The sequence below is a fragment of the Scytonema hankhaensis NUACC26 genome, assembly GCF_045865695.1.
GTDB lineage: Bacteria > Cyanobacteriota > Cyanobacteriia > Cyanobacteriales > Nostocaceae > Scytonema.
In genome coordinates this window covers 57,260-81,974 of record NZ_BAACAP010000251.1, presented here as the reverse complement: position 1 = coordinate 81,974, position 24,715 = coordinate 57,260, and the positions used below count along the sequence as shown (strand labels likewise).

Here is a 24,715-nt window from a genome sequence, read left to right as displayed (position 1 = left end):
CAGTTGTAGAGACGTGTCATGGCGCATCTTTACCTCAAAAGTTCATCTGTAAACCTCACAAAAGTCAAGCTTTTTTAATAAATTTTATTAAAACCCCCAATCCCCAATCCCCAATCCCCAATGATGTATTTAGGCATAGACTTTGGCACATCAGGTGCAAGGGCTACAGTCATAGACCAAGAAACTTGTATTCAGTTTGAGGGACGCTATCCCTTCGATACATTAAAAGCCTTTGACTTAGCAAACGACTGGAAAAACGCTTTATTTAATCTGCTCGAGCAAATTTCACCGGAGTTAAGGCGAGAAATTAGAGCGATCGCAATTAATGGTACATCGTCTACAGTCTTGTTGTGCGACAGCCAGGGTCAACCCGTGGATACCCCTTTGTTGTACAACGATGCACGAGGAGCGATGGTGATGGAAGAATTAAAAGCGATCGCACCTCCCAATCATACAGTTCTCAGTGCAACTTCCAGCCTTGCCAAACTTTTATGGATGTCACAATTGCCATCTTTTGCGGAAGCAACACACTTCCTGCACCAAGCAGACTGGTTAGCATTTCTTTTACACGGGCAATTGGGTACTAGCGATTACCATAATGCATTAAAGTTGGGTTATGACGTAGAAAAGTTAGAATATCCCGATTGGCTGAAACAGTTACAAATTAAAGTTCAGCTACCAGAAGCGATCGCTCCAGGGACACCAATTGCAGAATTACGTACTGACATTGCAGATAAATTAGGTTTTCGTCGCGATTGTGCAATCTGTGCGGGTACAACTGATAGTATTGCAGCTTTTCTTGCCAGTGGTGCAACACTCCCAGGTGAAGCAGTGACTTCTCTGGGATCGACACTAGTACTCAAGCTGTTAAGTCGGACTCGTGTAGATGATGCAAGATATGGAATTTACAGCCACCGCTTAGGAGATTTGTGGCTGACGGGAGGCGCTTCTAATACCGGAGGTACAGTCCTCAAGCAATTTTTTACCAGTGCGGAGTTAGAAAACCTCAGCCAAGAAATTGATGGATTGAAAGCAAGTCAGTTAGATTACTATCCGTTATTAAAGCCAGGGGAAAGATTTCCGATTAATGACCCAAATTTGTCTCCAAGATTAGAACCACGTCCGGATAGTCAGGTGGAATTTTTGCATGGGTTATTAGAAAGCATTGCTCGGATAGAAGCACGGGGGTATGAGTTGTTGCAGAATTTAGGGGCTGATAAGTTAACTCGTGTTTATACGGCTGGGGGTGGTGCAGGGAATCATATTTGGAGAGTTATTAGAGGGCGTCTTTTGCAAGTACCTATTGAGTGTTCTGTGAATGCAGAGGCGGCTTTTGGAACTGCTTTGTTAGCAATGAGAGGAAGCTCATCTCGTGGAACGGGCTTCTAGCCCTTTCTGGAAAATGAATGGGTTTTCTAGCATGGAATATGGACGGGCGGGACGCCCATCCCACAAGAAAATAGAAAGTATTAGACGGATGCACGCCCATCTTACAAGAAAATAGAAAGTTTTGAACGGATGCACGCCCATCTTACAAGAAAATAGAAAACAATACCTACACTAGAAGGCAGAAGATTGCAAGCAGTTAGGTATAAGTCATGCTATATTTCAATCGTTCCAATCATATAGTTATTCACGAGATAGGAGAGGTTAAAGTGCAAGTGAAGCTAACAAATACTGTTGATGAAATATTAGTCGAGCGCAGATTATTAAATCATAATCAGTTGTGTAGTTGGAAAACACAAGCGCTCGTATATACTAGTACTGTACGTACTCCAGTACTAACGCTCTAGCAGATCGTTTTAAGCTATTTTATAAGTAATAACAAGTGTATTCAAACCAGTTTAGTTTTGACAGCTAATCTTTTAAAATAAAATTTGTACTACAAAATATATTATGATTGACTATAGAGAAAAGTTATTGAAAGCATTGAAGGAAAACGCTCCCCATGTTGAAACTATTAAAATTCTCTACGAATTGTTAATAAATGGAGTAAGACAGAGCGGCTTATCTGGTATATGGAGTCCTTTTGGCTTCATCATAACGTGTCTAAATCCTCCTACCTCTACCGAGATTGTTCGTCTTCATATATGGCTCTCAAGTATGCGTCCAAGACAAGTACCTGATTGGCCAATACATTTTCATTCTTGGACATTACAAAGCAGAATTTTGTGTGGAAGCATCACGAATCATATCTATGACGTTCAACCCAATCGCGATTGCGATCGCGAACTGTATCAAGCCAAGTATATCAGTAATAATAATTCTTTAGTTGAGTCTACAGGTGTGAGAGTATCTTGTGAGTTGTTAAATAGCGAGACGTATTATCCCGGTCAAAGTTATTTTGTCAAGCCTGGAGAGTACCATTCTATTGATGCTGAGGAAAATACTTTATGTGCTACTCTTGTTTTAATGACTGATAATAATAATAATATACCTAATATTGTTGGGCAAATTAACCATAGTAAGAATTATGTTTATAAAAGAGTTATGTTAGAGCGTGAGGAAATTTTGAGAAATATTGAAGAATTGACATCAAGACTTTCTAATATGTACTTTTAAGAAATCAAACTTTTATAGGAATCGTAAATGATTTCTAAAGAATTTTAAGTACTGTAGGGTCAGCATTGCTTACCACATGATACTTTTGTGTTGAGTTTCGCACTTCCCTCTACCCTACCTACAAGTTGTATCCAAGCAATTCTGGGACGGGCGGGACGCCCATCCCACAAGAGTAAGTGAATTTACACTATAACTGGCAATCCCTGGTGAATGTTTTGGTAAACTAATTCCCGTAAGATATTAGCTTTTTGATTTGTGATGGAAGTGTGGAGGCTTTGGAGTGTCATTCGCACCAGCAAATTCTTTTGATGGGGTTGGATACCCAAGCGTTGAATTACTTGTGGTGGAAGTTGGTGATAGTGAGTTTCACTTAAAATATCTACGGACTCTAAAAGTTCTACGTCATCCTCTAACGTTTCTACTATTTGTTCGCAAATATCTTCTAGCTCTACATCAAGCCTAGTCACAATGGACATATCCCTGTAGATGCTTGGTTGATTGGATACTTGATGGTAAGGTTTTAAATTAGTCATTTGCTCTGCAATTTTAGGATTGGTACTTCGCAACAAGCGAATATCGTCCATTCTTTTAACAAGCATAACCAAACGATCTAAGCCCCAACCTGATGCTAAGCCTGTATCTCCTGGTTTGAGTAACCCAGGATGAGCTTCGCCGCACTCTCCGACTTCAACCCATTTACCATCAACTAAAACCTCAACTTCTAACCCATGACAAGTATATGGATGTGAGGTTTCGTTGAGGCGGTAAGATACCCCAGGAAGAACTGCATGGATAATGGTTTGAATGAATTTGATTAAAGCTTCTCTACCTAAAGGTTGATGTTCGCTTACTAGCCACACGTCCATTTGGTGAGGTTCACCGACATGGCGTTTATCCACTACATCCCGCCGGTAACAAATACCGGGATGGAGGATGAGTTGTTCTCCCTGTAATTTCGGAAGTAACTCTGGCATAATTGCAGTAGTGTGAGTTCTTAACAGTCTACCGTTGTTTAGGTAGCGCGTGTATTTTGCCGATCGCGATAAACTCTCTGAAGGGAAATAAAGTTTGTCGAAGTTGTCAGCAACTGTGGTGACGGGTGAAGAACGCCAAATTGTTGGTTCTGGGTATCCGGACGCTTGAAGAGCCTCAGCTATTTGATAAACGATGAGATTTACGGCGTGAATGCCATTTGCTGGGTTCGTCAAGTCCGGCTTTAGAAGTCCCGGTGGTTCATTTTTTGCCTCTCTTTATTTGTGTATTACAAATTTATACCAATTCTCCAAATGATTGCTACACACGAGCCCCCTAAATCCCCCTTAAAAAGGGGGACTTTAAAGACTTTCCCCCCTTGTTAAGGGGGGCTAGGGGGGATCTCAATCTGTTACTTTAATACAGAGAATTGGTATTACTACATATAATAGTAGCACAATATAAGTCAATACGGTTCAGTTAAGACTCGATCCTCCTTAAGAGGACGTCAACAGAAGTATTAGATTTTATGCACGATCCCCCCTAGCCCCCTTTAGGAAGGGGAAAATATTTTCACTTGCCCCCTTTAGGAAGGGGAAAATATTTTCACTCGCCCCCTTTAGGAAGGGGAAAATATTTTCACTCGCCCCCTTTAGGAAAGGGAAAATATTTTCACTCGCCCCCTTTAGGAAGGAGAAAATATTTTCACTCGCCCCCTTTAGGAAAGGGAAAATATTTTCACTCGCCCCCCTTGGGAAGGGGGGTTGAGGGGATCGAACAGAATCGAACACTGCTAACTGAACTGTATTGCAATATAAGTAGGTCGTTATAAAGAAAGCTAACCAGTTAGAATCGTCACTAGTTAACTTTAATTGTGCTGACTTACTTAAGTTGACTCACAACTTTCAGAAATTGCCGCACAACAGGTTTCTCCTCCTCCTCACACCACACGAGCGCAGTTTCAATCAGAGGTGTTTGGTGTGCGATCGCCTGATAAACTAAACTAGTGCGTTGAAGATTCTGTAAAGAAGATGGCACAATTGTAACTCCCATACCTGCAGCAACAAGCCCAATAATTGTCTGCATTTGAATTGCTTCTTGTGCAATCTTTGGAGTGAAATTCCCTTGCTCACACAGAGCCATAATCCCATCATATAGCCCTATTCCTAAATGACGGGGGAATAAAATAAATGGTTCATTAGCAAGGGACTGCACTGCAATGGATTCTTGTTGTCCTAAGGGATGGGTTTGGTATAATGCTGCAATCAAAGCCTCTTTCTGAATGGACATATAATTCAGCCCAGTATCTGCTAAAGGTAAATACACAAAGCCAACATCAATACGGCGATCGCGAAGTGCTTGTTCTTGTTCGGCAGTTGTTAACTCTTGCAAGACCAATTCCACATCTGGAAACTGTTGCCTAAATTCCTGTAATATAACAGGCAAAACACTGTAAATTGCCGGACTAATAAATCCTACTCGTAACTGTCCTATCTCTCCCCGTCCGGTGCGTTTAGTAACCTGAATTATACTCTCCAAATGCTCCAACAGTTGATAAGCTTCCTGTAAAAATACCCTTCCCGCTTCTGTCAGTTGCACCTGTCGCTTCGTTTTGCGATGAAACAACTCAACTCCCAATTCTGCTTCCAACTGCTGAATTTGCTGACTGAGAGGCGGTTGGGCTATATGCAATCGCTCAGCCGCTCGACTGAAGTGCAATTCCTCAGCGACAGCAATAAAGTAACGAAGGTGTCGCAATTCCATATTTTTGATATTTTAAAAGTTTCAATTTTAAATAAATATTGGAAATCTCAAAGGAGTCTACCTATGATACTCCTATAGGCATAATTGGCTGTGTTACGCTCGCTGTTGGATTATTTTTAGTAACAAAAGATTGAGCGTGTAATGTGTGTTGAGCATACCCAATAAATGGCTGAACTGAAAATGAATATAGACACCCATAGCAATCACCTACAACGCTTGTTATGAAAATCATTTTTTCCCAATGCTCAATGCCCAATGCCCTATTTTCAAGATAGTATGTAAAAAAACTTTATATACCAAAAGTAGGAGGCAAACGAATGTAGAAATCAGCACACTTAAAATTAACAACTTCTTTTGAAGTGTTTAACTAAGTTTACAAAGACTCGAACAAATTCTAGAAGAAGGAGAGAGTCATGCAGAATAACAATAGGGAGTTTACTTCAACTCAAGCCGAAACAACCTTGCACAAGGGAGATTCAGGTGCTGCTGTCACTCACTTGAAGGAGCTATTAAATGCTCAGGGTTCTACACTGCCTACAGATGGTACTTTTGACTCAGCGACTCTTACAGCAGTTATCTCATTTCAACAGAAGCATGGATTGCCTGTAAATGGAGTTATCGATTCTCAAACTTGGACAGTATTGCATGAGGTTGCAGATTCGTAAAAACACAGTTTTTGAATTAAGCTAAAAGATGTTGACCCTATGTAAAGATTCTTACATAGGGTTTAAGCACGTTTTTATAATTCTTCTATTATCAACTAAGACACTCTTTTTGGCATCTTTCGTAATTAATTAGTTATATAATTTACGACCCAGCAGAATTTGACCTACATTATGAGCGGGGCACTCAAATAATGCTTTACATACTCTTTAAATTTAGTAACCAAAGATAGTGTAAGAATTAGCAGCGTAAGTATCTGTACCTGAACAATGAAAGTTGACACAAAATACAGCAACCTAAACAAATTCTGGAACAGACTGGGCTTAACAGTATTCCTCACGGGAGTCATTACCGGCTCTTTATATATTTGTTATTTAATATATCAAAAGAATTTTATTGACCGAAGTGGGGCAAGAGGTGTGCAAGTAGAAAAGCAGAACCAAACGAATTCAAAAGTGGAGCAATATCTCAAATATAGCGAGTGCGTGTCAGAGGGTGGAACAGAGGAAAAGTGCAACTCTCTTCTGAATAAGCAGTGACTAATCACCTGACCAGTAACCAGTGACCAGTAACCAGGAGACAGAAACTGTTAGCTAAATTCTACTGGAGAACTTAGTCTATACACTTTCTGCCATTTGCCATCTACCTTTCTTTGGTGAACTCATCTTTGAACTTAACGAATATAGCATTATACATAAAAAATTTATGGAACCGCACCCTCGACGCAGACGAACGCAGATCGATCTGTACTTCATTCAAGTGAAAACTGCTATAACTAAATTTTCTCGGTGCGCGAAAACTTTAATTGAAAAATTATCAAAATGCAGCCAAGATTTATCGATGGTTTTGATGTAATTTTGCTTGACATGGGAAACACTTTTATGTTTGAAGCAGAACGATTTTCAGAAACTGAAAATTTCGGAGCAACTTACCAACAGATAGGGGGCAATTTTCTGTCTGACGAGGTAGTCAATCATATTATTAAAAATGTTTGCAACACCATGTTTGCAGATTACGAAAATCCTAACTATTACGAAAATTTTCCTTCTGTTTCAAGTTATTTAAAAAACCTGGATTTAATAAAAGATTTACCATGTGATGAAATTAGTTTATTAGAACAGGTATTTGTAATGCATGAAGTGGGGATAATATCAGAACCCTATGTATCTATCTTACATCAACTACGTCAAACCCATCAGCTAGGAGTTGTTTCTAATATATGGTCTACAAGTAATTTGTATAGACAAGAATTTGAGCGAGTGGGAATCGCTCATTTATTTGATGTTATCATCTTCTCCTCAGAGCATGGCTGTATTAAACCATCACCTCGTTTGTTTAGAAAAGCCGTTGAATTGTTAGCAGTTGAGCCATCAAAAATTGTTTTTGTTGGTGATAGTATCAAATATGATATAGCTGGAGCACAAGCCGTGGGATTATCAACTGTTTGGATTAATCGCTACAGTGAAAAGTTGAATGAGAGTTCTGTATGTCCCGATCTCATTATTGAAAATCTACAAGAGTTACTTGAAAGCCCATAGGAGGCAAACTTGAGCAACACTGTTCGTACTCAAAATATCCATTTTGTTCTTGCTCCTGATTCTTTAAAAGGTTCGTTATCCGCCGTCACTGCATGTGCGGCAATGAAGCTTGGAATACAGAGGGCAATGGGAAAAATTCCATGCGAGATTAGCGTTGTACCGCTTGCTGATGGAGGCGAGGGAACAGTTGAAGCTCTTCTTTTGGGTATTGGTGGAGAGGAACGTATGGAAACTGTTAGTAATCCTTTGGGAGATCTAGTCCAAGCCAAGTGGGGTATACTTCAAAATGGGCAAGCAGTTATTGAGATGGCACAAGCCTCCGGGCTAACACTCGTTCCTCAGAGCGATCGCCGTCCCAAGGAAGCTTCATCTTATGGCACTGGACAACTGATACAAGCTGCATTGAATGTCGGTTGTCGCAATCTATTAATCGGTATTGGCGGTTCTGCAACAACTGATGGCGGTGCAGGAGCCTTACAAGCACTAGGGGTACGCTTGCTTGATGCAGATGGTCAAGATTTACCACGAGGGGGATTGGCTCTGCATCGATTGACAAAGATCGATCTGACACATCTGGATGCAAGACTTCAAGAAACTCAAATTACCGTTCTATCTGATGTAGATAATCCGCTTTGTGGAGCTAATGGTGCAGCATATATTTACGGACCGCAAAAAGGGGCAACACCCAGTGACGTCAAGGAACTGGATGCGGCTCTAGAGCATTTTGCACAAATTGCGGCTGTGACAACTGGAAAGGATTTTAACAATACCAAAGGCGCGGGTGCAGCCGGAGGTATGGGTTTTGGGTTAATGACTTTTTTAAATGCACGACTAAAAGCTGGCATTGATGTAGTACTAGAAGCAACACAGATAGCACAAAAACTAGAAACAGCTGACTTAGTACTGACAGCTGAAGGTTCAATCGATGTCCAAACATTGCGTGGTAAAGCGTTATCTGGCGTAGCACGGGCGGCGAGTGCAGCTAAAAACGGTCAAGGCGTTCCAGTCATAGCCTTTGGCGGGACAGTACAATTAACTAGCGATGAATTGCAAAAATTAGGAATACTCGTTGCTTTCCCTCTACCTGATGCACCTCTTCCACTTGAAGAATGCATACAAAGGGCAGATAAACTATTAGCTGATGCGACAGAGCGAGCGATCGAGCTATGGTTATGCGGACGCGGTTTATTTTGAGAGTTTATCAAGATAATTAGTCTATTTTTGTTATTCATTGAGTATCATAACGATAATTAAGCGATACCATAGAAAAACCAAATATATTAAAAGCCGTATAATTCCAAATATTTTCCCAATTCGTTATCTAGAATATTTATAGACTATTTGTTTTTATAGCAGAAAAACAATTTTGTTACCATGTTTACAGTCATAGACTCGGAAAACTGGATACAGGTAAGCCGTTATAGTAGTCGGGGAAGTGTATATTTATTCGCTCCCATGGTCAACTTCAACGTCATGGCTGAAGTTGGCGAGACTCCCCCCTGACACACTAATAATTTAGTTATAAATAGTACAAAAAATACAGTAATTATATCTTGATGGAAGCGATCGTCTTTCACCGATCTTTGTGTCTTTAATCGAGATGTATTAATGTATATAAGCGGATACTATATAACTACAATATTTCCTTACGGTAAAACGGAATATTGTTGTGAGTAATACCAATTCTCTTAATTAAAGCAAAACATTGAGATCCCCCTTAAAAAAGAGAACTTTGAGAATTTTTACCCTTTTTAAGGCTACGGTGTAAACACAAGTCTGAAATAGTTCTCAAACAGAGGTTTTAGGGTTAAATTTACCCCCCTTAGTCCCCACCCATGAAAGGGAGGAAATTGAATTTCCAGTTCCCTCTCCAATTCATCGGTAACTTGTGTGTACACTATAGCTTTTTAAGGGGAGCTAGGGAGGATCGTCCGTTGCTACTCCCTTTGGGCTCTAAAATTCCACTCACTTTGTAGGTGGGGCTATGCCCTACCTACACGTTCAGGTAATCATAAGCGCACCGAAGGGAGTAATATTTAGAGAAACAGTAGAAAAGTTTTCTTGTAATCTACAGTTTTGTTTTTTCAAATATGTCTGTTAAATCCGAGAATCAACCAATTGTTCTTATTTGTGCTGCTGATAATAACTATGCAATGCCACTTGCTGTTACAGTTTGTTCGGCAGTTGCCAACCTAAAAAATAATCGCGAAATAGCATTATTTATTCTAGATGGAGGAATTAGCGAATTTAATAAACGTAAGATAACAAAATCGCTGAACTCATCACAGGTTAGTATTTCTTGGATTAAACCAGATGATATATTATTTGAAAATATTGTATTGACGAGACATTTAACAGTTACTTGCTATTACCGACTTCTCGTAGCTGAATTTCTACCCAAAAATTTTGATAAGGCAATTTATCTAGATACCGATATGGTAGTGACGGGAGATTTATCTGAGTTGTGGGATATCGATCTTAAAGATAATTATGTATTAGCAGTTCAGGATGATGTAGAATTATTTATAGGAACGTCTGATGGTTTAAGAAACTATAGAGAGATAGGTCTTTCTCCTGAAGATAAATACTTTAATTCTGGACTTTTAGTCATTAATTTGGAAAAATGGCGGGCTGAGAATATTGGGCAAAAAGTCATTGAATATGTAAAACAAAATAGCAAATATGTCCGGAACGATCAGGATGCTCTAAATGCAGTGCTTGCAGGTAAATGGGGAGAACTTCATCCCAAGTGGAATGTTATGCCAAAAGTATATGACTATCAATCGTGGCAAGAGAGCCCTTTCACGCTAGAAGTCTATGATGAACTGTATCAGCATCCTGCCGTTATTCACTATACGAATTCCCCTAAACCTTGGTATGCAGGATTGAAAGCAGAATGTAAACATCCTAAAAAGAATTTATTCTTTCAATATGTTGACCTAACGGCGTGGTCGGGGTACAGAGATACTCTCTGGAGAAGACTTTGGAGAAAATTTATGAAAGTTACTTCACTCACTCAAGCAAAACTATAAAATTAAGGGAGTAGGGACTGGGGATTGGCGATTGGGGACTAGGAAAGAGACATTTTCGTGTTTGGTTGTTTTGGAAAGAGGTTATTAGGGACTTCCAAATAAAAAATATTCAGCTGTCTCTTGTGGTGCGGGCGTCCCGCCCGCCACCAGTATAGAACGGGCGAGGACGCTCCGCAGTCGCCTCAACGGGGGGAGACCCCCGCACGGTGAGCCAGCGCTGCAGGAGGGTTTCCCGAACTCACAGCGACTGGCGAACCCCGAAGGGGCGCTGCTCTGGGTCCCACAAGATGGATAATTTATTTCTTGGATATCCCTTAGGCAATAAGCAAAGGGTATTGGAGAAGAATTACTGTCATGCGAATCGCTTATAAAGGTCTGGTTTTATCCTTATCGGACAATGACAGTCATAGGTAATCCATTTTTGAGACGAGTATTGAATCTGTAAAATGTCTCAAACTGATATCCAGGAGCGATCGCAAGCCGATAATTTTGCAAAATTGTTGCTAAATTGATTCGCATTTGCATCATTGCGAATGCATTGCCAATACAAATGCGAGGACCTCCTGAGAAGGGAAGATAGGCAAATTTTGGAATTTTGTCTTGACGATCGCGATGAAACCTTTCTGGATTAAAGTCAAGTGGGTTGGGGAAGTACTCAGGGCTGCGATGCAATGTCCAAGGCGCAATCAAGACAACACTGTTTTTAGGAAGAGTGTAACCTTGGAGCACGACATTTTCTACAGCTTGACGGGATACCACAGTTGTTACAGGTAACAAGCGCATGGATTCTTTCAACACCATCTCTAAGTATGGCATTTGCTCTAAGTCAGACGTTGCAAACGCTCTTTGACCCAAAACTCTGTCAATCTCCTCCAACAATCGTGCTTCCACTTCTGGATGTTGGGAGATAAGATATAAAGTAAAAGCTAGTGTATGCGCTGTTACTTCATAACCCGCTGCAAATAAGTTCGTGACTTCGTTGCGAATTTGGCGATCGCTGAGAAGACCTGTCGTATCTACAGCTTGCGCCTGAATAAGCACAGATAGAACGTCATCGTGCTTTTCAGAGGATTTACGACGTTCTGCTATTAATGGGCTAAGGTGACGCTCTCCTACTGCAATCAATCGTTTAATTTCCCAATTACTGGGAATTGGTAACCAAGCTGGAACTGGTAATCCACTAATGCGCTGAGAAAATAGTTCTATAAAGCGGATAATTGCCTGACCTGCTACATCATCGCGTAAATCTTGACCAAATAGAGCCTTAGTCGTAATACCTAACGTCAGATCCATCATCGCTTTGGGAATGTCAATAACCTGACCTGGTTGCCATTGAGAAACCATAGCCTTGGTATAATTGACCATAGTATCTGCATAAGCATTAATGCGTTGAGCGTGAAATGCTGGCTGAATGGTAGCACGTAATGCTTGCCACAATTCTCCATCGCTGGTAAAGAGATTTTCTCCAAAAAACTCTTTTGCTGTATACTTTATGGTAAAAGGTTTTTGAAATTTCTTGGATTGCTTGAGCAGAATTTCTTGCACTAAATCGGGGCTATTAACAAAATAAGCTGAACCAAGAAATCCAAGAGGAATGCGAAGGAAGTTACCTTGTCCCGCTAGATGTTCGAGGTATCTAATCATATCCTCTCGCATGGCTCCCATATGCCCGCGATTGGTTTTACCTTCTGGAGTTGTAGCGGTTAAGATAACTTTAAGCATTGGATTTTTGTAAAAATATTTGAAATGACGCCAACTTTACCTATTTTACAAACCAAATTGCAAATTACTATTTTAGCTGTTGGTTCTAGAGGAGATTTACAGCCTTACTGTGCATTAGCTGTTGGTTTGCAACGTGCGGGACATAAAGTAAAAATTGCGACTCACAAGAATTTTGCGGAATTTGTGAGCCAAATGGATTTTGAATTTGCTCCACTAGCAGTTAATTTTCAAGAACTATTGCGATCGCCAGAAGGTCAAAAATTATTAGCAGGGCAAAAAAGTAAGCTAATAAGTGACGAGCTATTTCAAGACCTTTTATCAGATGCAAGGCTTGCTTGTCAAGGTTCTGATGTTATTATTTATACTTCTCTTTCAACGTGGGGATACAATATAGCAGAGGAATTAGGAGTACCGTGCTTTTTTGCTGGTTGTATACCATTGACTCCAACCCGGACATTTCCTTTTCTAAAGTTTGCTGAAGTATCTACAAATCCAGTTGAGAGTCTTCTCAATTATGCCAGCTATTTTCTGATGGAATTTGTGTTATGGCGACGAAGTCGGAAAGTAATTAATAACTTTAGAACACAGACTTTAAAATTGCCACCCTTGCCATTTTTAGGTCGTCGTTTCAGAAGAAAAGTTCCTATCTTACTTTCACAAATTCCTATCTTGTACGGATTTAGTCCCTCTGTTATTCCCAAGCCTGTTGATTGGCCTGACTCAGTACATATTACAGGATACTGGTTCCTCGACCAAGCAAAGGATTATCAACCGCCACAAGAATTGGTTGATTTTATTCATGACGGTACACCACCTGTTTGTATTGGATTTGGTAGTATGATTGCCAGCCAACCAGAATTGCTCACAGAAATTGTACTAGAAGCTTTGAAAATCAGTCAACAGCGAGGAATTTTGCTTTCAGGTTGGGCTGGTATAGCTTCAGAGGTCAAGAATTCTGACCAGGTGTTCGTTATCGACTCCGTTCCTCATGACTGGTTATTTCCAAAGATGGGGGCGGTAGTTCATCATGGAGGGGCTAGCACAACTGCGGCTGGCTTGCGTGCTGGTGTTCCCTCAGTCATCGTTCCTTTTTTTGCAGATCAGCCATCTTGGGGTAAAAAACTCTATCAACTTGGAGTCAGTCCCTCACCAATACCGTACAAGGATTTATCTTCTCAAGCTTTGGCTACAGCTATACAAGAAGCAGTCAATAATGAAACAATACGGTCTAATGCGATCGCACTTAGCAACAAGATAAAGCAAGAAGATGGGATTGCAAATGCGGTTAAGGTTTTTCACCACTATCTTGGAATGAATACGTAAATATGTAAGTAAAAATAAACATAGATAAATTAAAGTCATTTATTGTAACTAATCCAAATGCGGAGAGCACAGAGATTGCGATCGCGCCTAATTTCTAAACGCAAAACAGAATTACACACTTGGTTAAACGATGAGTTACTGATTCGTTTTAGCAATTGACATTAATGTCATGCGAACTTGGGGGACATTAAATGGTAGATTAGAGTTGAGTGGTCAGCGTATGGCACCGATAGATTCATTGATTGCTGCTTTTTATTTGTAAATATGGCAAGGGTCAGCGTAAAAAACGTGGAGTTCAATATTTTGTTTATGTTATTCATAAAGTAAAAACAAGTCTATCTTATATTTATCAAGATTATTGAAAAATCTTTGGAATTGAAACTAGTTATCGGCTCAAAAATATTTGTCGAATTAGAACGAAGAACAAAAATCCGGTCTTAAGACTACTATTTGTTGGAATTTATGAATCTTTTAGTTAATATTTGGGTGAATCTCCTTTGGTTGAGAATCAGTCGTAAGAGGAAAGGTGGTGAGCCAGTGCGTTGGACGGGTTCCCCGGCTTGAAGCAACTGGCGAACCCGAAGGGTCGATTAATTTATCGCACATTTTTCACACTTAAACAGATGTTAGCCTTTTTATCTCAAGCTATTGAACACAAATATCAAGTAGTAGAAAGCATTCATCTTCCATCAGGTTAGTTTTAATAAATACTTAACCAGTTTGACATAACTAATCTTAATATATACTATGTGTACTGGTTAGAAAAATTGGATTAAAAAGTATTATTGATTACAAAATTTTTAGCAATCACTCTTTTAAAAAAAACTTTTTGGTTTACTGTTTAGGGCGTTCTAAAACATCTGAATTTTCTGCTTTCGTAGGTTCGATAACTTTAGGCGGTACAGCTTTAGGTGATTGCGGTGGTTGAGACAGTTCTAATGTTTTTGACGCTTTTGTTTTGATAGGTTTGACAACCTTGGGTTTCTCCACCGTCCGAGAAGTTTTGACAGCGGTTGATTCTATCTCTTCAATTGGGGAATTCTCAGTTTCAGAATTGGAATTAACTTTTTTATAGTAACCCATCAAGCGTTGACTCCAGCCTAAAATTTGTATAAGAACTAATGGTTTTTTGGCATAAACTTTTAAAAAAATTTTACAAATTTCGTTAATACTTTCGTAATAAATAGGAGTTTTTCCACTATGACCAATAACATTACCATACTCTACCAGTTGTTCTAAGTATATAAAAAACATGGCTGGTTTTCTTTGTTTAATTTTAGAGTCAAGATAAGTAATTAATTTACTTAATTCGGTGCTAATTCCTTCTTTACCTGGTTCAATACGCTGTTGTTCTTGAACTAAAAATTTAGCAATTTTCTGAGCTAATTGCAGATATAGCGGTTTTCAGTTGGGTGCAATACATTAAATGATTAAGGAACCGCAGCCTGTAGCAGATGGACGCAGATAAATCTGTACTTTATTCAACTGAAAACTGCTATATTCGTCGGAGATGGAGTAGTTGAGATGTTCGGTAGTGTTTTTCATTAGTAACTTTCATGAGGTAAACGATTTGTATTTTTATGAAGAATTTCTGATAATTTTTTAAGTTGCGGTTTTTCAATAAGTTTTTCATGCGCTTGTTGAATTTGTTGTTGCATGAAAATTTGGAGATCTTCACCAGTAAAAGAATGAGTATATGGTGAAATAAAAGAGGTATAGCGAGCGCACAAATCAGCTTGATTTTGTATAATTTTAGCTTCTGTGATTGTTACTGTCATACTTCCCATACCAATGGGTTTACCAGCACCAACTTTTAAGACAATGGGGTGTTTTTCATCCTGTCCCAAAGCAATGAGTAAAGTTCCAAGTTCTTCTTGTTTAAGATTTTTAAAGTATAATTGAGTAGTAAATATATCATTTTTCCATGCTACTTGTACTGGTATACCATTCCCTATACCTTTGTCAATTGCCTGTTTCATGTGATAATAAAACTTCCGACCAACTGTTTTACCGTTATAGTAATACGCCTCATTGACATTAGGTTTGGGACTCCATAAATTAGGCATAAAACCAACTTCAAAACCTGTCACTTCACAATAAGCGTCCTGGATGGCAACTAACCCTTGCCATCCCCATTTTTCCCCAGATGCACCAAAAACAATACTTGCTGGACAAAGTTGGTTTTTATTGTTTGCTGGTAAACGTTCTGTTGGGTATTGACTATGATTTTTTGGCTTGACTCCTACACGACTATTAGTAATTGCCTCATAAATTGAGCGGATACAACCTTTTAAAGAGCTACCTTGAATTAAGAGTTCATTACCTTCACCTTGCACCATAGTTTTAATGAGGGGAATATCTTCATCAAAGTCACTTCCCATGACCACAACCCCTGTGGAGATGTGCAACACTGTCTGAACTTCTAAACTAAGAAATAGAGTGCCATGTAAATGATCGGGTAAATATTTGTCGTGTCCGGGGGGTTTGTCTTGAGTTGGTGATTTGTCAGGAAAGTAAACAAAATCGTATGGTCGGGGACCGCGTTCTTGATTTGACCCACCAAAATTTCTGGAACGATAGGAACTATTAGCCATTTTAATTTTTTACCGTTAGTGCGACAAAATGTACTGTAGCAGTCTGGCGGTCACGAAAATACCTTTGAGCAATATCTACTTTGTCGGAATTAAAACCTTTAGGAAAACGGGTTTTGTTGGGAGGATGTACAAGCGCATTTTGCTCTATGATTTCCCAATCACGTTGTAAGTCCCTAAAACCATCAGGTTTTGTACTTTGAGAGCTAAGAATTAGTACTTGATAACACTCTTTCTGTTGCTTCCACCGCACTTCCAACACTGAATTAAATAACTGTCCTTCAGGACTGGGAAAAGCTTCTGGTTGTTTTGGTGTAAAGTTATTGATGTGATTGTTTTGTAACCGCTCGCGGATATCTTCTTCTAAACTAGAAAAGTCCGCACTACGCCGTTGCCAAAATCCTCCGACTCGGTGTGTCCAGCGCAAAAAGTAATAGCTGGGTGAAGTTGAAAGTTCTTCAAGTAGTTCGATTAACTTGTCTGCGGGTAGCGGTTGCAGATTTACCCCTACGAAGCACATACCGCGCCTCCTTCTTGCAGCAAATTACTCCACGCTTCAACCGGCTTGTTATTCTAGGCTTAGGAAACGATTTTACTTACTTTCAAAGAGTATTTGATAACGCAAAACAATTTAGAGTTCCTATTATTATTTATACTTATGGTGACAGCAAGGCATTGGAGAAAAAGCACTGGGATTTACTAAACACCTATCAATGGTATTCTGTATGTAATACTCCTATCCGTCTAATTTCTGACATCTTCACTATCCTATCTACGTTTACTTATGAAGATAGATGAGATTTAAAAAACAGATAAATTATTTACACTAAAAATGTTCCGTTCGTTTAAAGTAAAATAATGCAAATGGAATAGCGATCGCTCAGGTGGTTAAACCAAGTCAGAGAGCAGGTCAGTCATTTTCACGACAGTTAGAGTTCCCACGATCCTCATTCTTTCGTAGGCGATCGCACAATTATAAATTTTCTAATTCTTGAGAGAAATTCTCCGGACTTAACTCAATTTCCCTTAAAATTTCTCGTATTAATGGACGAGCAATATCCTTACCTGGGTGATTTGGAACTGTAGTTGTTCTTCCATCAGGATGTCTGTAAAAAACATGGCTTCCTTTTTGCCTTACTGACTCAAAACCTAGTTTCAGCAATAACTTTTCCATTGTTTGAAATTTAATGATGGGTAGACGGCTCACGCACTTACCTCTATTTGTTGTACACCTACAAAACGGGGTAAATCCTCTAAATTATTGCCGTACTCTTCCAAACAAAGTTCTAAGACTTCTTTGAGATTGTGTTGCAATTCATCCAAGGTTTCTCCTTGTGTATGAGCACCGACAATTCCGGGTACAATACCAACATATAATTTGGTTGCTGGATCGTATTCGATGTAAGCAGTAAATGTTTTCATAGTGTTTCTACCAACTTGACCTATTTTACTTTCTATTTCTAATACGCTGAAGGTCTGACCAAAACTCTTCTGGTGTTACTTTATCTAGAAATTCTTTTCTTTCTTGTGTATAATCACCGCTTCCCCATCCTGCTTGTTGTAAAAACCGGAGCGTATATTTTTTTACCACATTTCAAAAATCACTTGAAAACGATTTCAAAGACCAGTTTAAGCGATCGCTCTTAGCGTTGTCATTACGAGTTCTCGCTTTCCAACTCACACACCACCAAAACCCTCAACTCTGTCACCCGCTTCAAAGCTGCATCATTGGTCAAAAACGCCTCACAACCAGCCATTAAAGCCGCCGCCACCTGCAACGCATCGGGTAACTGAAGGTTATAACGTACCCGAATTCTTGCAGCTTCTCGCGCAATAGCAGCATTAATCTCCACAAAAGTTACTTGTTCTTGTTGCAATACATCGACAAAAGCTTACTCTAAATCAACTAAGCCTAGACGTATAGCACCTACCAAACACTCTGATAAAGTTATCCCAGACGCTACTGCTGTGATGTCAGCCTCTAATCGCTCAAAAATTGGATTGACTAAATCCACAAACTGCGGATTGCGTTCTACAAAATAAATTACGGGTGCTGTATCAAGAAATAAGCGATCGATATTTGCTAACGCATCACTAATCCTCATTCCTCTCCTCGCAACAACTGTTCTCGATGCTCATCTCCTTCTTGTCGAGTCCGAGAAACCCATTCCTGAGCGTCCTCACCTAATAGCAGATAAGGAGCCATACCCTTCAAGTCGCTCCACTTGGATTTTGGTGGAGCTTGGTTGATATACTTTTTTACGCGCTCCACCAAATGTCCCATTACCGTCAATTGCTCTTCTGGAGTTAGTTGCTCAATCTCGCTTAAAAGTTTTTCAAGTGACGGGCTCATCAATCTAAACCTTGTCAATAATTGTAAATTTTAACATCTTTTCTCTCGAATATATCTCAATTTTTTCAAAAATCCCAACATTTCTAGAAATGAATTGAGGAGCGTCAACATTGACTAAATATGTTGTCGAGTTCAAGTTTTCCACCACTACCTTGGGATAATTACATAATATGCTATTCTCCTGCTAATCTAGATTGTAAAGTTTTTTTAATCTTATAACAGGGGGAAACCTTGAGCCAAAATGATACTAATACTCAGTCAGTGTCGATCGCACTCCAAAATCTCCGCAAAGAATTCCAAGAAGGAGCAGATTCCCGTACTGTCATAGATGATGTGAGTCTCTCCATTAACAAAGGAGAAGTTATTGTTCTTCTAGGTCATAGTGGTAGCGGGAAAAGCACTTTGTTAAATCTCATTAGTGGGATTGAAAAACCAACAGCAGGAACGGTTCGGATCGAAAATGTCGCGATTACAGAACTGAACGAAAGAGCTTGCACTCTATTCCGACGCGATAATATTGGTTTTATTTTTCAATTTTTTAATTTAATTCCAACTTTAACAGTTTTAGAAAACGTCATGCTTCCCCAAGAATTGGCGGGAAAACAGGGAAAAGAATTAAAACAGGCGGCTATTAATCTTTTAGAAAAAGTCGGTTTAGCAGACAGATGCAATGCATTTCCCGACCAACTTTCAGGAGGACAGCAGCAAAGAGTGGCGATCGCAAGGGCTTTAGTTCACAAACCAATGTTAGTACTAGCAGATGAACCGACAGGAAATTTAGACGAAGAAACAGGAGAAAAAGTTTTAAATTTGTTGCTGCAACTGACTCGCGACACTAACAAAACCTTAATCATGGCAACCCATAACCCGGAAATTGCTCAATATGCTAACCAAGTTTTGCGAATGCACGATGGGCGTTTGCAGCAAGAGACCATAGCAGTTCTCACCTAAATAAAGCATAAACTTATCCGCGTTCGTCTGCTACAGGCTGCGGTTCCATTTTTCATATATTACAAATTGAAAACCGCTATATCCCATTCTTCACTCAAATTAGTATGACTATATCCAATCAACCTTTGTGGCGTTTGGCGTGGCGACGCATTCAGAAAAACGCCTTGCAATATATTTTACTAATTTTAGGAGTGGCGTTGGGAGTTGCCATGATGGTATCCATCGACTTAGCCAATGGTTCCGCTCAACGTGCTTTTGAATTGTCAACAGACGCTATAACCGGACACGCCACGCATCGGATAGTCGCTGTCTCTCCCACAGGTATCGATGAAAGTCTTTACACTAGAATGCGGCGAGAAGTTCGCGTGACTTCAGCCCCTATCGTTGAAGGTTATGTTTCAGCTAAAGAACTTGGTTCTCAACCTTTACGATTGGTAGGAGTTGATTTATTTGCTGAGCCTCCATTCCGCAATTATTTTGAGGAGAATCAATCTCAAGCAGCCACGGGTGGAACTGTTTTTCTAACACAACCTAACACTCTTATCCTCTCTCAAGACTTGGCTAAGCAATATGGTATTGGTGCGGGAGATAGTATAACTCTAGATTTAGCAGGAAAGGATATCCGCGCTCAAGTAGTGGGGTTATTGAAACCAGCTAATAACATCACTCGTAATGCTTTGAGTAGCATTTTGTTTGCAGATATAGCCTCAGCCCAAGATATTTTAGGAATGGTGAATCATATCAGCTATATCGATTTAATTCTGCAAAATACAACAGAACAAGAGGCTATTGAGGCGATTCTACCTGAAGGAGTGAAACTGGAAACAGCAGAAGCTCAAAAAAATGCTATTCAGCAAATGACGGCTGCTTTTAAACTCAATCTCACAGCTTTGAGTTTGCTGGCATTAGTTGTAGGAATGTTTTTAATTTATAACACGGTGACTTTCAGTGTTATTCAACGGCGATCTCTATTTGGCATTCTTCGTTGTTTAGGTGCAACTCCCGGTCAGCTATTTATCTTAATTCTCAGTGAAGCTACGGTATTTAGTTTAATTGGTTCTATCTTGGGATTGGGACTAGGGATTTTACTGGGACGCGGGATTGTAGGTCTGATTACTCAAAGTATTAACGACTTTTATTTTGTCGTCAACGTGCAAAGTGTCAGTATTAACCCTTGGAGTTTAGGGAAGGGTTTAGCGGTTGGCATTGCAGCATCAATTGTTGCTTCGGTCATTCCCGCTATTGAGGCGATGCGAACTTCTCCTCAAACAACTTTACAGCGCTCGAGTTTGGAAAGTCGGGTACGACTTTTGCTACCTTGGTTAGTGCTAGCATGGGCGGCGTTCACGCTTTTGGGAATTGGGTTGCTCCGAATTGGTGCGGGTGGATTAATTTTGGCATTTGCTGGGTTGTTCGCAATTTTACTGGCTACAGCCTTACTAACACCACCTGTAACGGCTTTCTTAATGGAAACTTTGACTTCGGTGGGAAATGCTGTCTTTGGTATTGTCGGACGCTTGGCAATACGGGATATTGTGCGATCGCTCAGTCGTACCTCAGTAGCCATTGCTGCTTTGATGGTGGCTGTTTCCGTAATTGTCGGGGTATCGATTATGGTTGGTTCCTTCCGCGTCACTGTAGTACAGTGGCTAGACCAAACTTTGCAAGCTGATATTTACATCACCCCTCCTGCTACAACAGCCAATCGCGTTTTGGGCAAATTATCGCCTGATGTCGTTGCTGAAATTAAAAAACAGGAAGATTGGGAGGATGTTGTTACCTACAATGAAACGGAAATTACGGTTAAAGAATTCAATCGTCGTGTAAAACTCATTTCAGCTGATGGTGATGTCTCTCATGGCAAACGTCCTTATAGTTGGAAGCGTGACAAAGGTGTCAACCCGTGGGAAAGTCTAGAAGCAGGGGAAGGTGTCATTGTTTCGGAAGCTTTGCTACTAAAAGAAAATATCTCGACTCCTCCGACAGCTATTACTATAGAAACTCCTGTAGGTTGGCGTAGTTTTCCCGTGTTAGCAGTTTTTTATGACTACTCTAACGATCGAGGCACGGTTTTACTAGACAATGACATTTATATACACCTATGGAGGGATGATAATATTGCATCTATTGGTCTGTTTTTAAAGCCAGGGGAAAAAGTAGAAGATGTTGTGACGGCTATCAAACACCATTTTCAAGGCAAACAAGATTTACTCGTTCAATCCAATCAAACTCTACGTCAGGGTTCTTTAGAAATCTTTGACCGCACGTTTGCTATTACAGATGCTTTGCGATTGTTAGCTGTGGTTGTTGCTTTTATTGGCGTTTTGAGTGCTTTAATGAGTTTACAACTAGAGCGATCGCGAGAAACGGGTATCTTGCGAGCAAATGGTATGACGCCTCAGCAATTATGGTTTATGACTTTCATTGAAACTGGCTTAATGGGTGCAACGTCTGGTATCCTAGCAATGCCTTTGGGATATGTTTTGGCATGGATTTTGATTTACGTCATTAACGTTCGCTCTTTTGGTTGGACATTGCAAATGCAACTACAACCAGGATATTTTTTACAAGCATTTGGTGTTGCGGTAGTGGCTGCTCTTTTAGCAGGAGTTTATCCTGCTTGGCGTTTGGGTAATACTGTCATTGCTTCTGCTATTCGACAAGAATAAGTCATTTGTCAACTGGAATGAAGCACAGATTTATCCGCGTCCATCTGCTACAGGCTGCGGTTCCATAACTTTTTTATATATTACACCCAACTGAAAACCGCTATAATTCCTCATTCAAAATTATGAAACGAACACTAGTTGTCTTTCTCTGTGCGATCGCATTACTTGGTAGCATTGCTGTTGTTCTGTTCCCCTCGCAAAAAGTGACTGCAAGCGGTCAAGCAACAGTAGAATGGTTATCTACAGCTTCCCCTTCGGAGGGACAATTTAAACAAGTTTTTGCACCTACTGACATCATTTTTCCTCGCGATTATGGCTCTCATGAGGATTACCAAACGGAGTGGTGGTACTATACAGGGAACTTAGAAACTGCAACAGGTCGCCCTTTTGGTTTTGAACTCACCTTTTTCCGCCGTGCTTTAACCCCAAAGAATCAATCCATTTCTGTAGAATCGGCTTCTCATTGGCGTAGCAATCAAATATACTTTGCTCATTTTACTGTCAGTGATATTGCTGAAAAGAAATTTTATCCAAACGAACGCTTTAATCGCGATGCTGTGGAGTTAGCAGGCGCACAAGCCGAACCATACAGTGTTTGGCTAGATGATTGGTCTGTAACAGAAGTAACACCAGGTCAAGTCAGACTCAAGGCGAAAACCGATAAAGTTGCACTAGACTTGGTTTTGCAACAAACCCTACCACCAGTGTTGCAAGGCGATCGCGGTTATAGCCGGAAAGGTTCAGAACCGGGAAATGCTTCTTACTACTACTCTATAGTGCGGCAAAAAACTAAAGGTACAGTCACAGTAGGAAAAGAAACCTTTGCAGTGAAAGGTTTAAGTTGGAAAGACCACGAGTACTCTACCAGTTTTCTCAGTGCTGGCGATATTGGTTGGGATTGGTTTTCGCTGCAATTTGATAATCACACAGCACTGATGTTGTATTTATTACGGCGAGAAGATGGTACAATTGAACCCCTATCGAGTGGTAATTTCATTGCAGCAGATGGCAAAGTAGAATTATTATCTCCGAAAGATTGGCAAGTAGAAGTTTTGGATACTTGGAAAAGTTCTTATAGTGGTGCTAAGTATCCCGCACATTGGAAAATAAAGATTCCCAAACTAGGGTTGTCTTTGGAAGGAAAACCTTTAATGGCAAATCAAGAACTCAATATCTCTACTGTTTACTGGGAAGGCGCTGTTAATTTTCGTGGTGAAATGGCAGGGACACCAGTTACAGCGTCAGGTTACATTGAAATGACGGGCTATGCTAATAAAAGCTTAAGTGATGTGCTTTGATATCAGGTTTAGTTTTCCAGTACTTGTTCTTGTGTAGGTAACTCCGGCATATTTTCAACCGATTCAGTAGAAAAAAACAAAGATCTAAGAATATATAATGAAAAGTTATCGGCGGCGGGAACTGTGAATGCCGTTATCCCGATCGCATTATATGTACCACGTGGCTCATTAGGTCAGTGCGATCGCTTTCTCAAAAACCCAAACATCTAGGTATCCAAAAAGTTAAGTTAAATGTGTACCTAGGTAGCGCTATGATACTTTATGTTGAGAGAGGGTTAATGATGGAAAACTTTAAAAAAGTGGCTATTGTGGGAGGAACTCATGGCAATGAATTTATAGGAATATATTTAATTAAAAAGTTTGAGAATTTTCCGCAGATTATCACAAAATCTAGTTTTGAAACCTTGACAGTACTTTCTAATCCAGAAGCCTTTCAAGTTAGTAGAAGATATGTTGACAAAGATTTAAATCGCTGCTTTTCAAACGAAATTTTAAATAATTCTTTAGGAGCTACCTATGAAGAAAATAGAGCAAAATTTCTTAATCAAACTCTGGGACCAAAAGAAAATCCACAAGTTGATTTTCTTTTAGATTTACATACGACTACTGCTAATATGGGGTTGAGTATAATTCTACTCAACAATCATCCGTTTAATATTCAGTTAGCTGCTTATTTGACTTCAATCGAACAGAAAGTCAAAATTTATAGTTGGATTGAACCCGATAAAGAATCATCTTTCCTAAATTCTATTTGTGAAAGGGGTTTTGGTATTGAAGTAGGTCCTATTCCACATGGAACTTTAAACGCGCATATTTTTGCTCAAACGGAAAAGTTAATTCTTGCTATTCTGGATTATTTAGATAAATGCAACCAAAATAATATACTAACAACAGCTAATACTGTTACTATTTATCGACACTTAAAAACCGTGGATTACCCTAAGAACAAGCATGGTGAAATTGAGGGTATGATTCACCCGGAGCTTCAAGGAAGAGATTATGAGGAATTAAAACCGGGCGATCCTTTATTTCTAACTTTTGATGACAGAACTATTTATTACGAGGATGAGGAATTAGTTTATCCGGTGTTTATTAATGAGGCTGCTTACTATGAAAAGGGAATTGCTATGTGTTTGACTACAAAAGAAAATATTGAAATACAATATTCCACACCCACGATTCGCTATGATGACTGAGGAATTCCAATAAATTAATTAATTTGGCACAACTTGTTATAAGGGCGCAAGGTCGCCGCGCCCCTACTGATATACTTCATT

At 39.7% G+C, this 24,715-nt stretch carries 22 protein-coding genes and 2 pseudogenes; 13 read left to right on the top strand and 11 right to left on the bottom strand.

Features of this window, described 5'->3' with window-relative positions:
* The first annotated feature begins 120 nt into the window (after positions 1–120).
* The 3 genes from ACKTT2_RS47900 (at position 121) to ACKTT2_RS47890 (ending at position 2,562) form a co-directional block, all read left to right on the top strand.
* A complete protein-coding gene (locus ACKTT2_RS47900) occupies positions 121–1,389 on the top strand; it encodes an FGGY-family carbohydrate kinase (protein ID WP_407900093.1) in 1,269 nt (422 codons plus the stop codon).
* Between the two features lie 209 nt (positions 1,390–1,598).
* On the top strand, positions 1,599–1,793 hold the full coding sequence (locus tag ACKTT2_RS47895; protein WP_407900091.1) for a hypothetical protein: 195 nt from the start codon (positions 1,599–1,601) through the stop codon (positions 1,791–1,793).
* Positions 1,794–1,896: 103 nt separating this feature from the next.
* Complete coding sequence (locus tag ACKTT2_RS47890) at positions 1,897–2,562, top strand: hypothetical protein (RefSeq protein ID WP_407900089.1); 666 nt, start codon at positions 1,897–1,899, stop codon at positions 2,560–2,562.
* A gap of 182 nt (positions 2,563–2,744) precedes the next feature.
* On the opposite strand, the gene srmL is transcribed toward ACKTT2_RS47890, so the two are convergent.
* Positions 2,745–3,770, bottom strand: coding sequence for a PheS-related mystery ligase SrmL (srmL, locus tag ACKTT2_RS47885; RefSeq protein ID WP_407900087.1), 1,026 nt, complete (start codon positions 3,768–3,770; stop codon positions 2,745–2,747).
* A 646-nt stretch (positions 3,771–4,416) separates the two neighbouring features.
* Positions 4,417–5,298, bottom strand: a complete 882-nt coding sequence (locus tag ACKTT2_RS47880) for a LysR family transcriptional regulator (protein ID WP_407900085.1) — start codon at positions 5,296–5,298, stop codon at positions 4,417–4,419.
* A 413-nt stretch (positions 5,299–5,711) separates the two neighbouring features.
* Between ACKTT2_RS47880 and ACKTT2_RS47875 the strand changes: the two genes are divergently transcribed.
* The 4 genes from ACKTT2_RS47875 to ACKTT2_RS47860 all read left to right on the top strand — a co-directional run bounded on the left by ACKTT2_RS47875 (position 5,712) and on the right by ACKTT2_RS47860 (position 10,531).
* Positions 5,712–5,963: a peptidoglycan-binding domain-containing protein gene (locus ACKTT2_RS47875; protein ID WP_407900083.1), complete on the top strand. Its 252-nt coding sequence runs from the start codon at positions 5,712–5,714 to the stop codon at positions 5,961–5,963.
* 819 nt (positions 5,964–6,782) lie between these two features.
* Positions 6,783–7,499 (top strand): HAD family hydrolase, encoded by a 717-nt coding sequence (locus ACKTT2_RS47870; RefSeq protein ID WP_407900081.1) that lies wholly within the window; start codon positions 6,783–6,785, stop codon positions 7,497–7,499.
* A 9-nt stretch (positions 7,500–7,508) separates the two neighbouring features.
* The gene (locus ACKTT2_RS47865; RefSeq protein WP_407900079.1) at positions 7,509–8,693 is read left to right on the top strand and encodes a glycerate kinase; all 1,185 of its coding nucleotides are present in this window, start codon (positions 7,509–7,511) and stop codon (positions 8,691–8,693) included.
* A gap of 896 nt (positions 8,694–9,589) precedes the next feature.
* Positions 9,590–10,531, top strand: a complete 942-nt coding sequence (locus tag ACKTT2_RS47860) for a glycosyltransferase family 8 protein (RefSeq protein ID WP_407900077.1) — start codon at positions 9,590–9,592, stop codon at positions 10,529–10,531.
* Positions 10,532–10,918: 387 nt separating this feature from the next.
* On the opposite strand, the gene ACKTT2_RS47855 is transcribed toward ACKTT2_RS47860, so the two are convergent.
* Positions 10,919–12,253 carry a cytochrome P450 gene (locus ACKTT2_RS47855; RefSeq protein ID WP_407900075.1) on the bottom strand — a complete coding sequence of 445 codons (1,335 nt, stop codon included), beginning with the start codon at positions 12,251–12,253 and terminating at the stop codon, positions 10,919–10,921.
* Between the two features lie 24 nt (positions 12,254–12,277).
* On the opposite strand from ACKTT2_RS47855, the gene ACKTT2_RS47850 reads away from it, so the two are divergent.
* The gene (locus ACKTT2_RS47850) at positions 12,278–13,576 is read left to right on the top strand and encodes a glycosyltransferase (RefSeq protein WP_407900073.1); all 1,299 of its coding nucleotides are present in this window, start codon (positions 12,278–12,280) and stop codon (positions 13,574–13,576) included.
* A 245-nt stretch (positions 13,577–13,821) separates the two neighbouring features.
* Positions 13,822–14,274: pseudogene (locus tag ACKTT2_RS52480) on the top strand (hypothetical protein); the annotation flags it as partial.
* 136 nt (positions 14,275–14,410) lie between these two features.
* Here the strand turns inward: ACKTT2_RS52480 and ACKTT2_RS47840 are convergent.
* The 8 genes and pseudogenes from ACKTT2_RS47840 to ACKTT2_RS47805 all read right to left on the bottom strand — a co-directional run bounded on the left by ACKTT2_RS47840 (position 14,411) and on the right by ACKTT2_RS47805 (position 18,520).
* Positions 14,411–14,830, bottom strand: a complete 420-nt coding sequence (locus tag ACKTT2_RS47840; protein WP_407900069.1) for a hypothetical protein — start codon at positions 14,828–14,830, stop codon at positions 14,411–14,413.
* A gap of 168 nt (positions 14,831–14,998) precedes the next feature.
* Positions 14,999–15,121, bottom strand: a complete 123-nt coding sequence (locus ACKTT2_RS47835; protein WP_407900067.1) for a hypothetical protein — start codon at positions 15,119–15,121, stop codon at positions 14,999–15,001.
* A complete protein-coding gene (locus ACKTT2_RS47830; RefSeq protein WP_407900065.1) occupies positions 15,121–16,170 on the bottom strand; it encodes an RAMP superfamily CRISPR-associated protein in 1,050 nt (349 codons plus the stop codon). Before ACKTT2_RS47830 ends, ACKTT2_RS47835 begins: the two co-directional genes overlap by 1 nt.
* A gap of 1 nt (position 16,171) precedes the next feature.
* Positions 16,172–16,687 carry a hypothetical protein gene (locus ACKTT2_RS47825; protein WP_407900063.1) on the bottom strand — a complete coding sequence of 172 codons (516 nt, stop codon included), beginning with the start codon at positions 16,685–16,687 and terminating at the stop codon, positions 16,172–16,174.
* A 453-nt stretch (positions 16,688–17,140) separates the two neighbouring features.
* Positions 17,141–17,374: a type II toxin-antitoxin system HicA family toxin gene (locus ACKTT2_RS47820; RefSeq protein WP_407900061.1), complete on the bottom strand. Its 234-nt coding sequence runs from the start codon at positions 17,372–17,374 to the stop codon at positions 17,141–17,143.
* Complete coding sequence (locus ACKTT2_RS47815) at positions 17,371–17,589, bottom strand: type II toxin-antitoxin system HicB family antitoxin (protein ID WP_407900059.1); 219 nt, start codon at positions 17,587–17,589, stop codon at positions 17,371–17,373. The genes ACKTT2_RS47820 and ACKTT2_RS47815 overlap by 4 nt, the downstream gene beginning before the upstream one ends.
* A gap of 233 nt (positions 17,590–17,822) precedes the next feature.
* Positions 17,823–18,272, bottom strand: a pseudogene (locus ACKTT2_RS47810) (type II toxin-antitoxin system VapC family toxin).
* On the bottom strand, positions 18,269–18,520 hold the full coding sequence (locus ACKTT2_RS47805) for a hypothetical protein (RefSeq protein ID WP_407900057.1): 252 nt from the start codon (positions 18,518–18,520) through the stop codon (positions 18,269–18,271). The pseudogene ACKTT2_RS47810 and the gene ACKTT2_RS47805 overlap by 4 nt, the downstream one beginning before the upstream one ends.
* Before the next feature lie 231 nt (positions 18,521–18,751).
* Between ACKTT2_RS47805 and ACKTT2_RS47800 the strand changes: the two genes are divergently transcribed.
* The 4 genes from ACKTT2_RS47800 (at position 18,752) to ACKTT2_RS47785 (ending at position 24,634) form a co-directional block, all read left to right on the top strand.
* A complete protein-coding gene (locus ACKTT2_RS47800; RefSeq protein ID WP_407900055.1) occupies positions 18,752–19,471 on the top strand; it encodes an ABC transporter ATP-binding protein in 720 nt (239 codons plus the stop codon).
* Positions 19,472–19,575: 104 nt separating this feature from the next.
* Positions 19,576–22,140 carry an FtsX-like permease family protein gene (locus ACKTT2_RS47795; protein ID WP_407900053.1) on the top strand — a complete coding sequence of 855 codons (2,565 nt, stop codon included), beginning with the start codon at positions 19,576–19,578 and terminating at the stop codon, positions 22,138–22,140.
* A gap of 122 nt (positions 22,141–22,262) precedes the next feature.
* Positions 22,263–23,438, top strand: coding sequence for a lipocalin-like domain-containing protein (locus ACKTT2_RS47790; RefSeq protein WP_407900051.1), 1,176 nt, complete (start codon positions 22,263–22,265; stop codon positions 23,436–23,438).
* Between the two features lie 281 nt (positions 23,439–23,719).
* Entirely contained in the window at positions 23,720–24,634 is a 915-nt protein-coding gene (locus ACKTT2_RS47785; protein ID WP_407900282.1) for an aspartoacylase, read from the top strand.
* Positions 24,635–24,715: the final 81 nt, after the last annotated feature.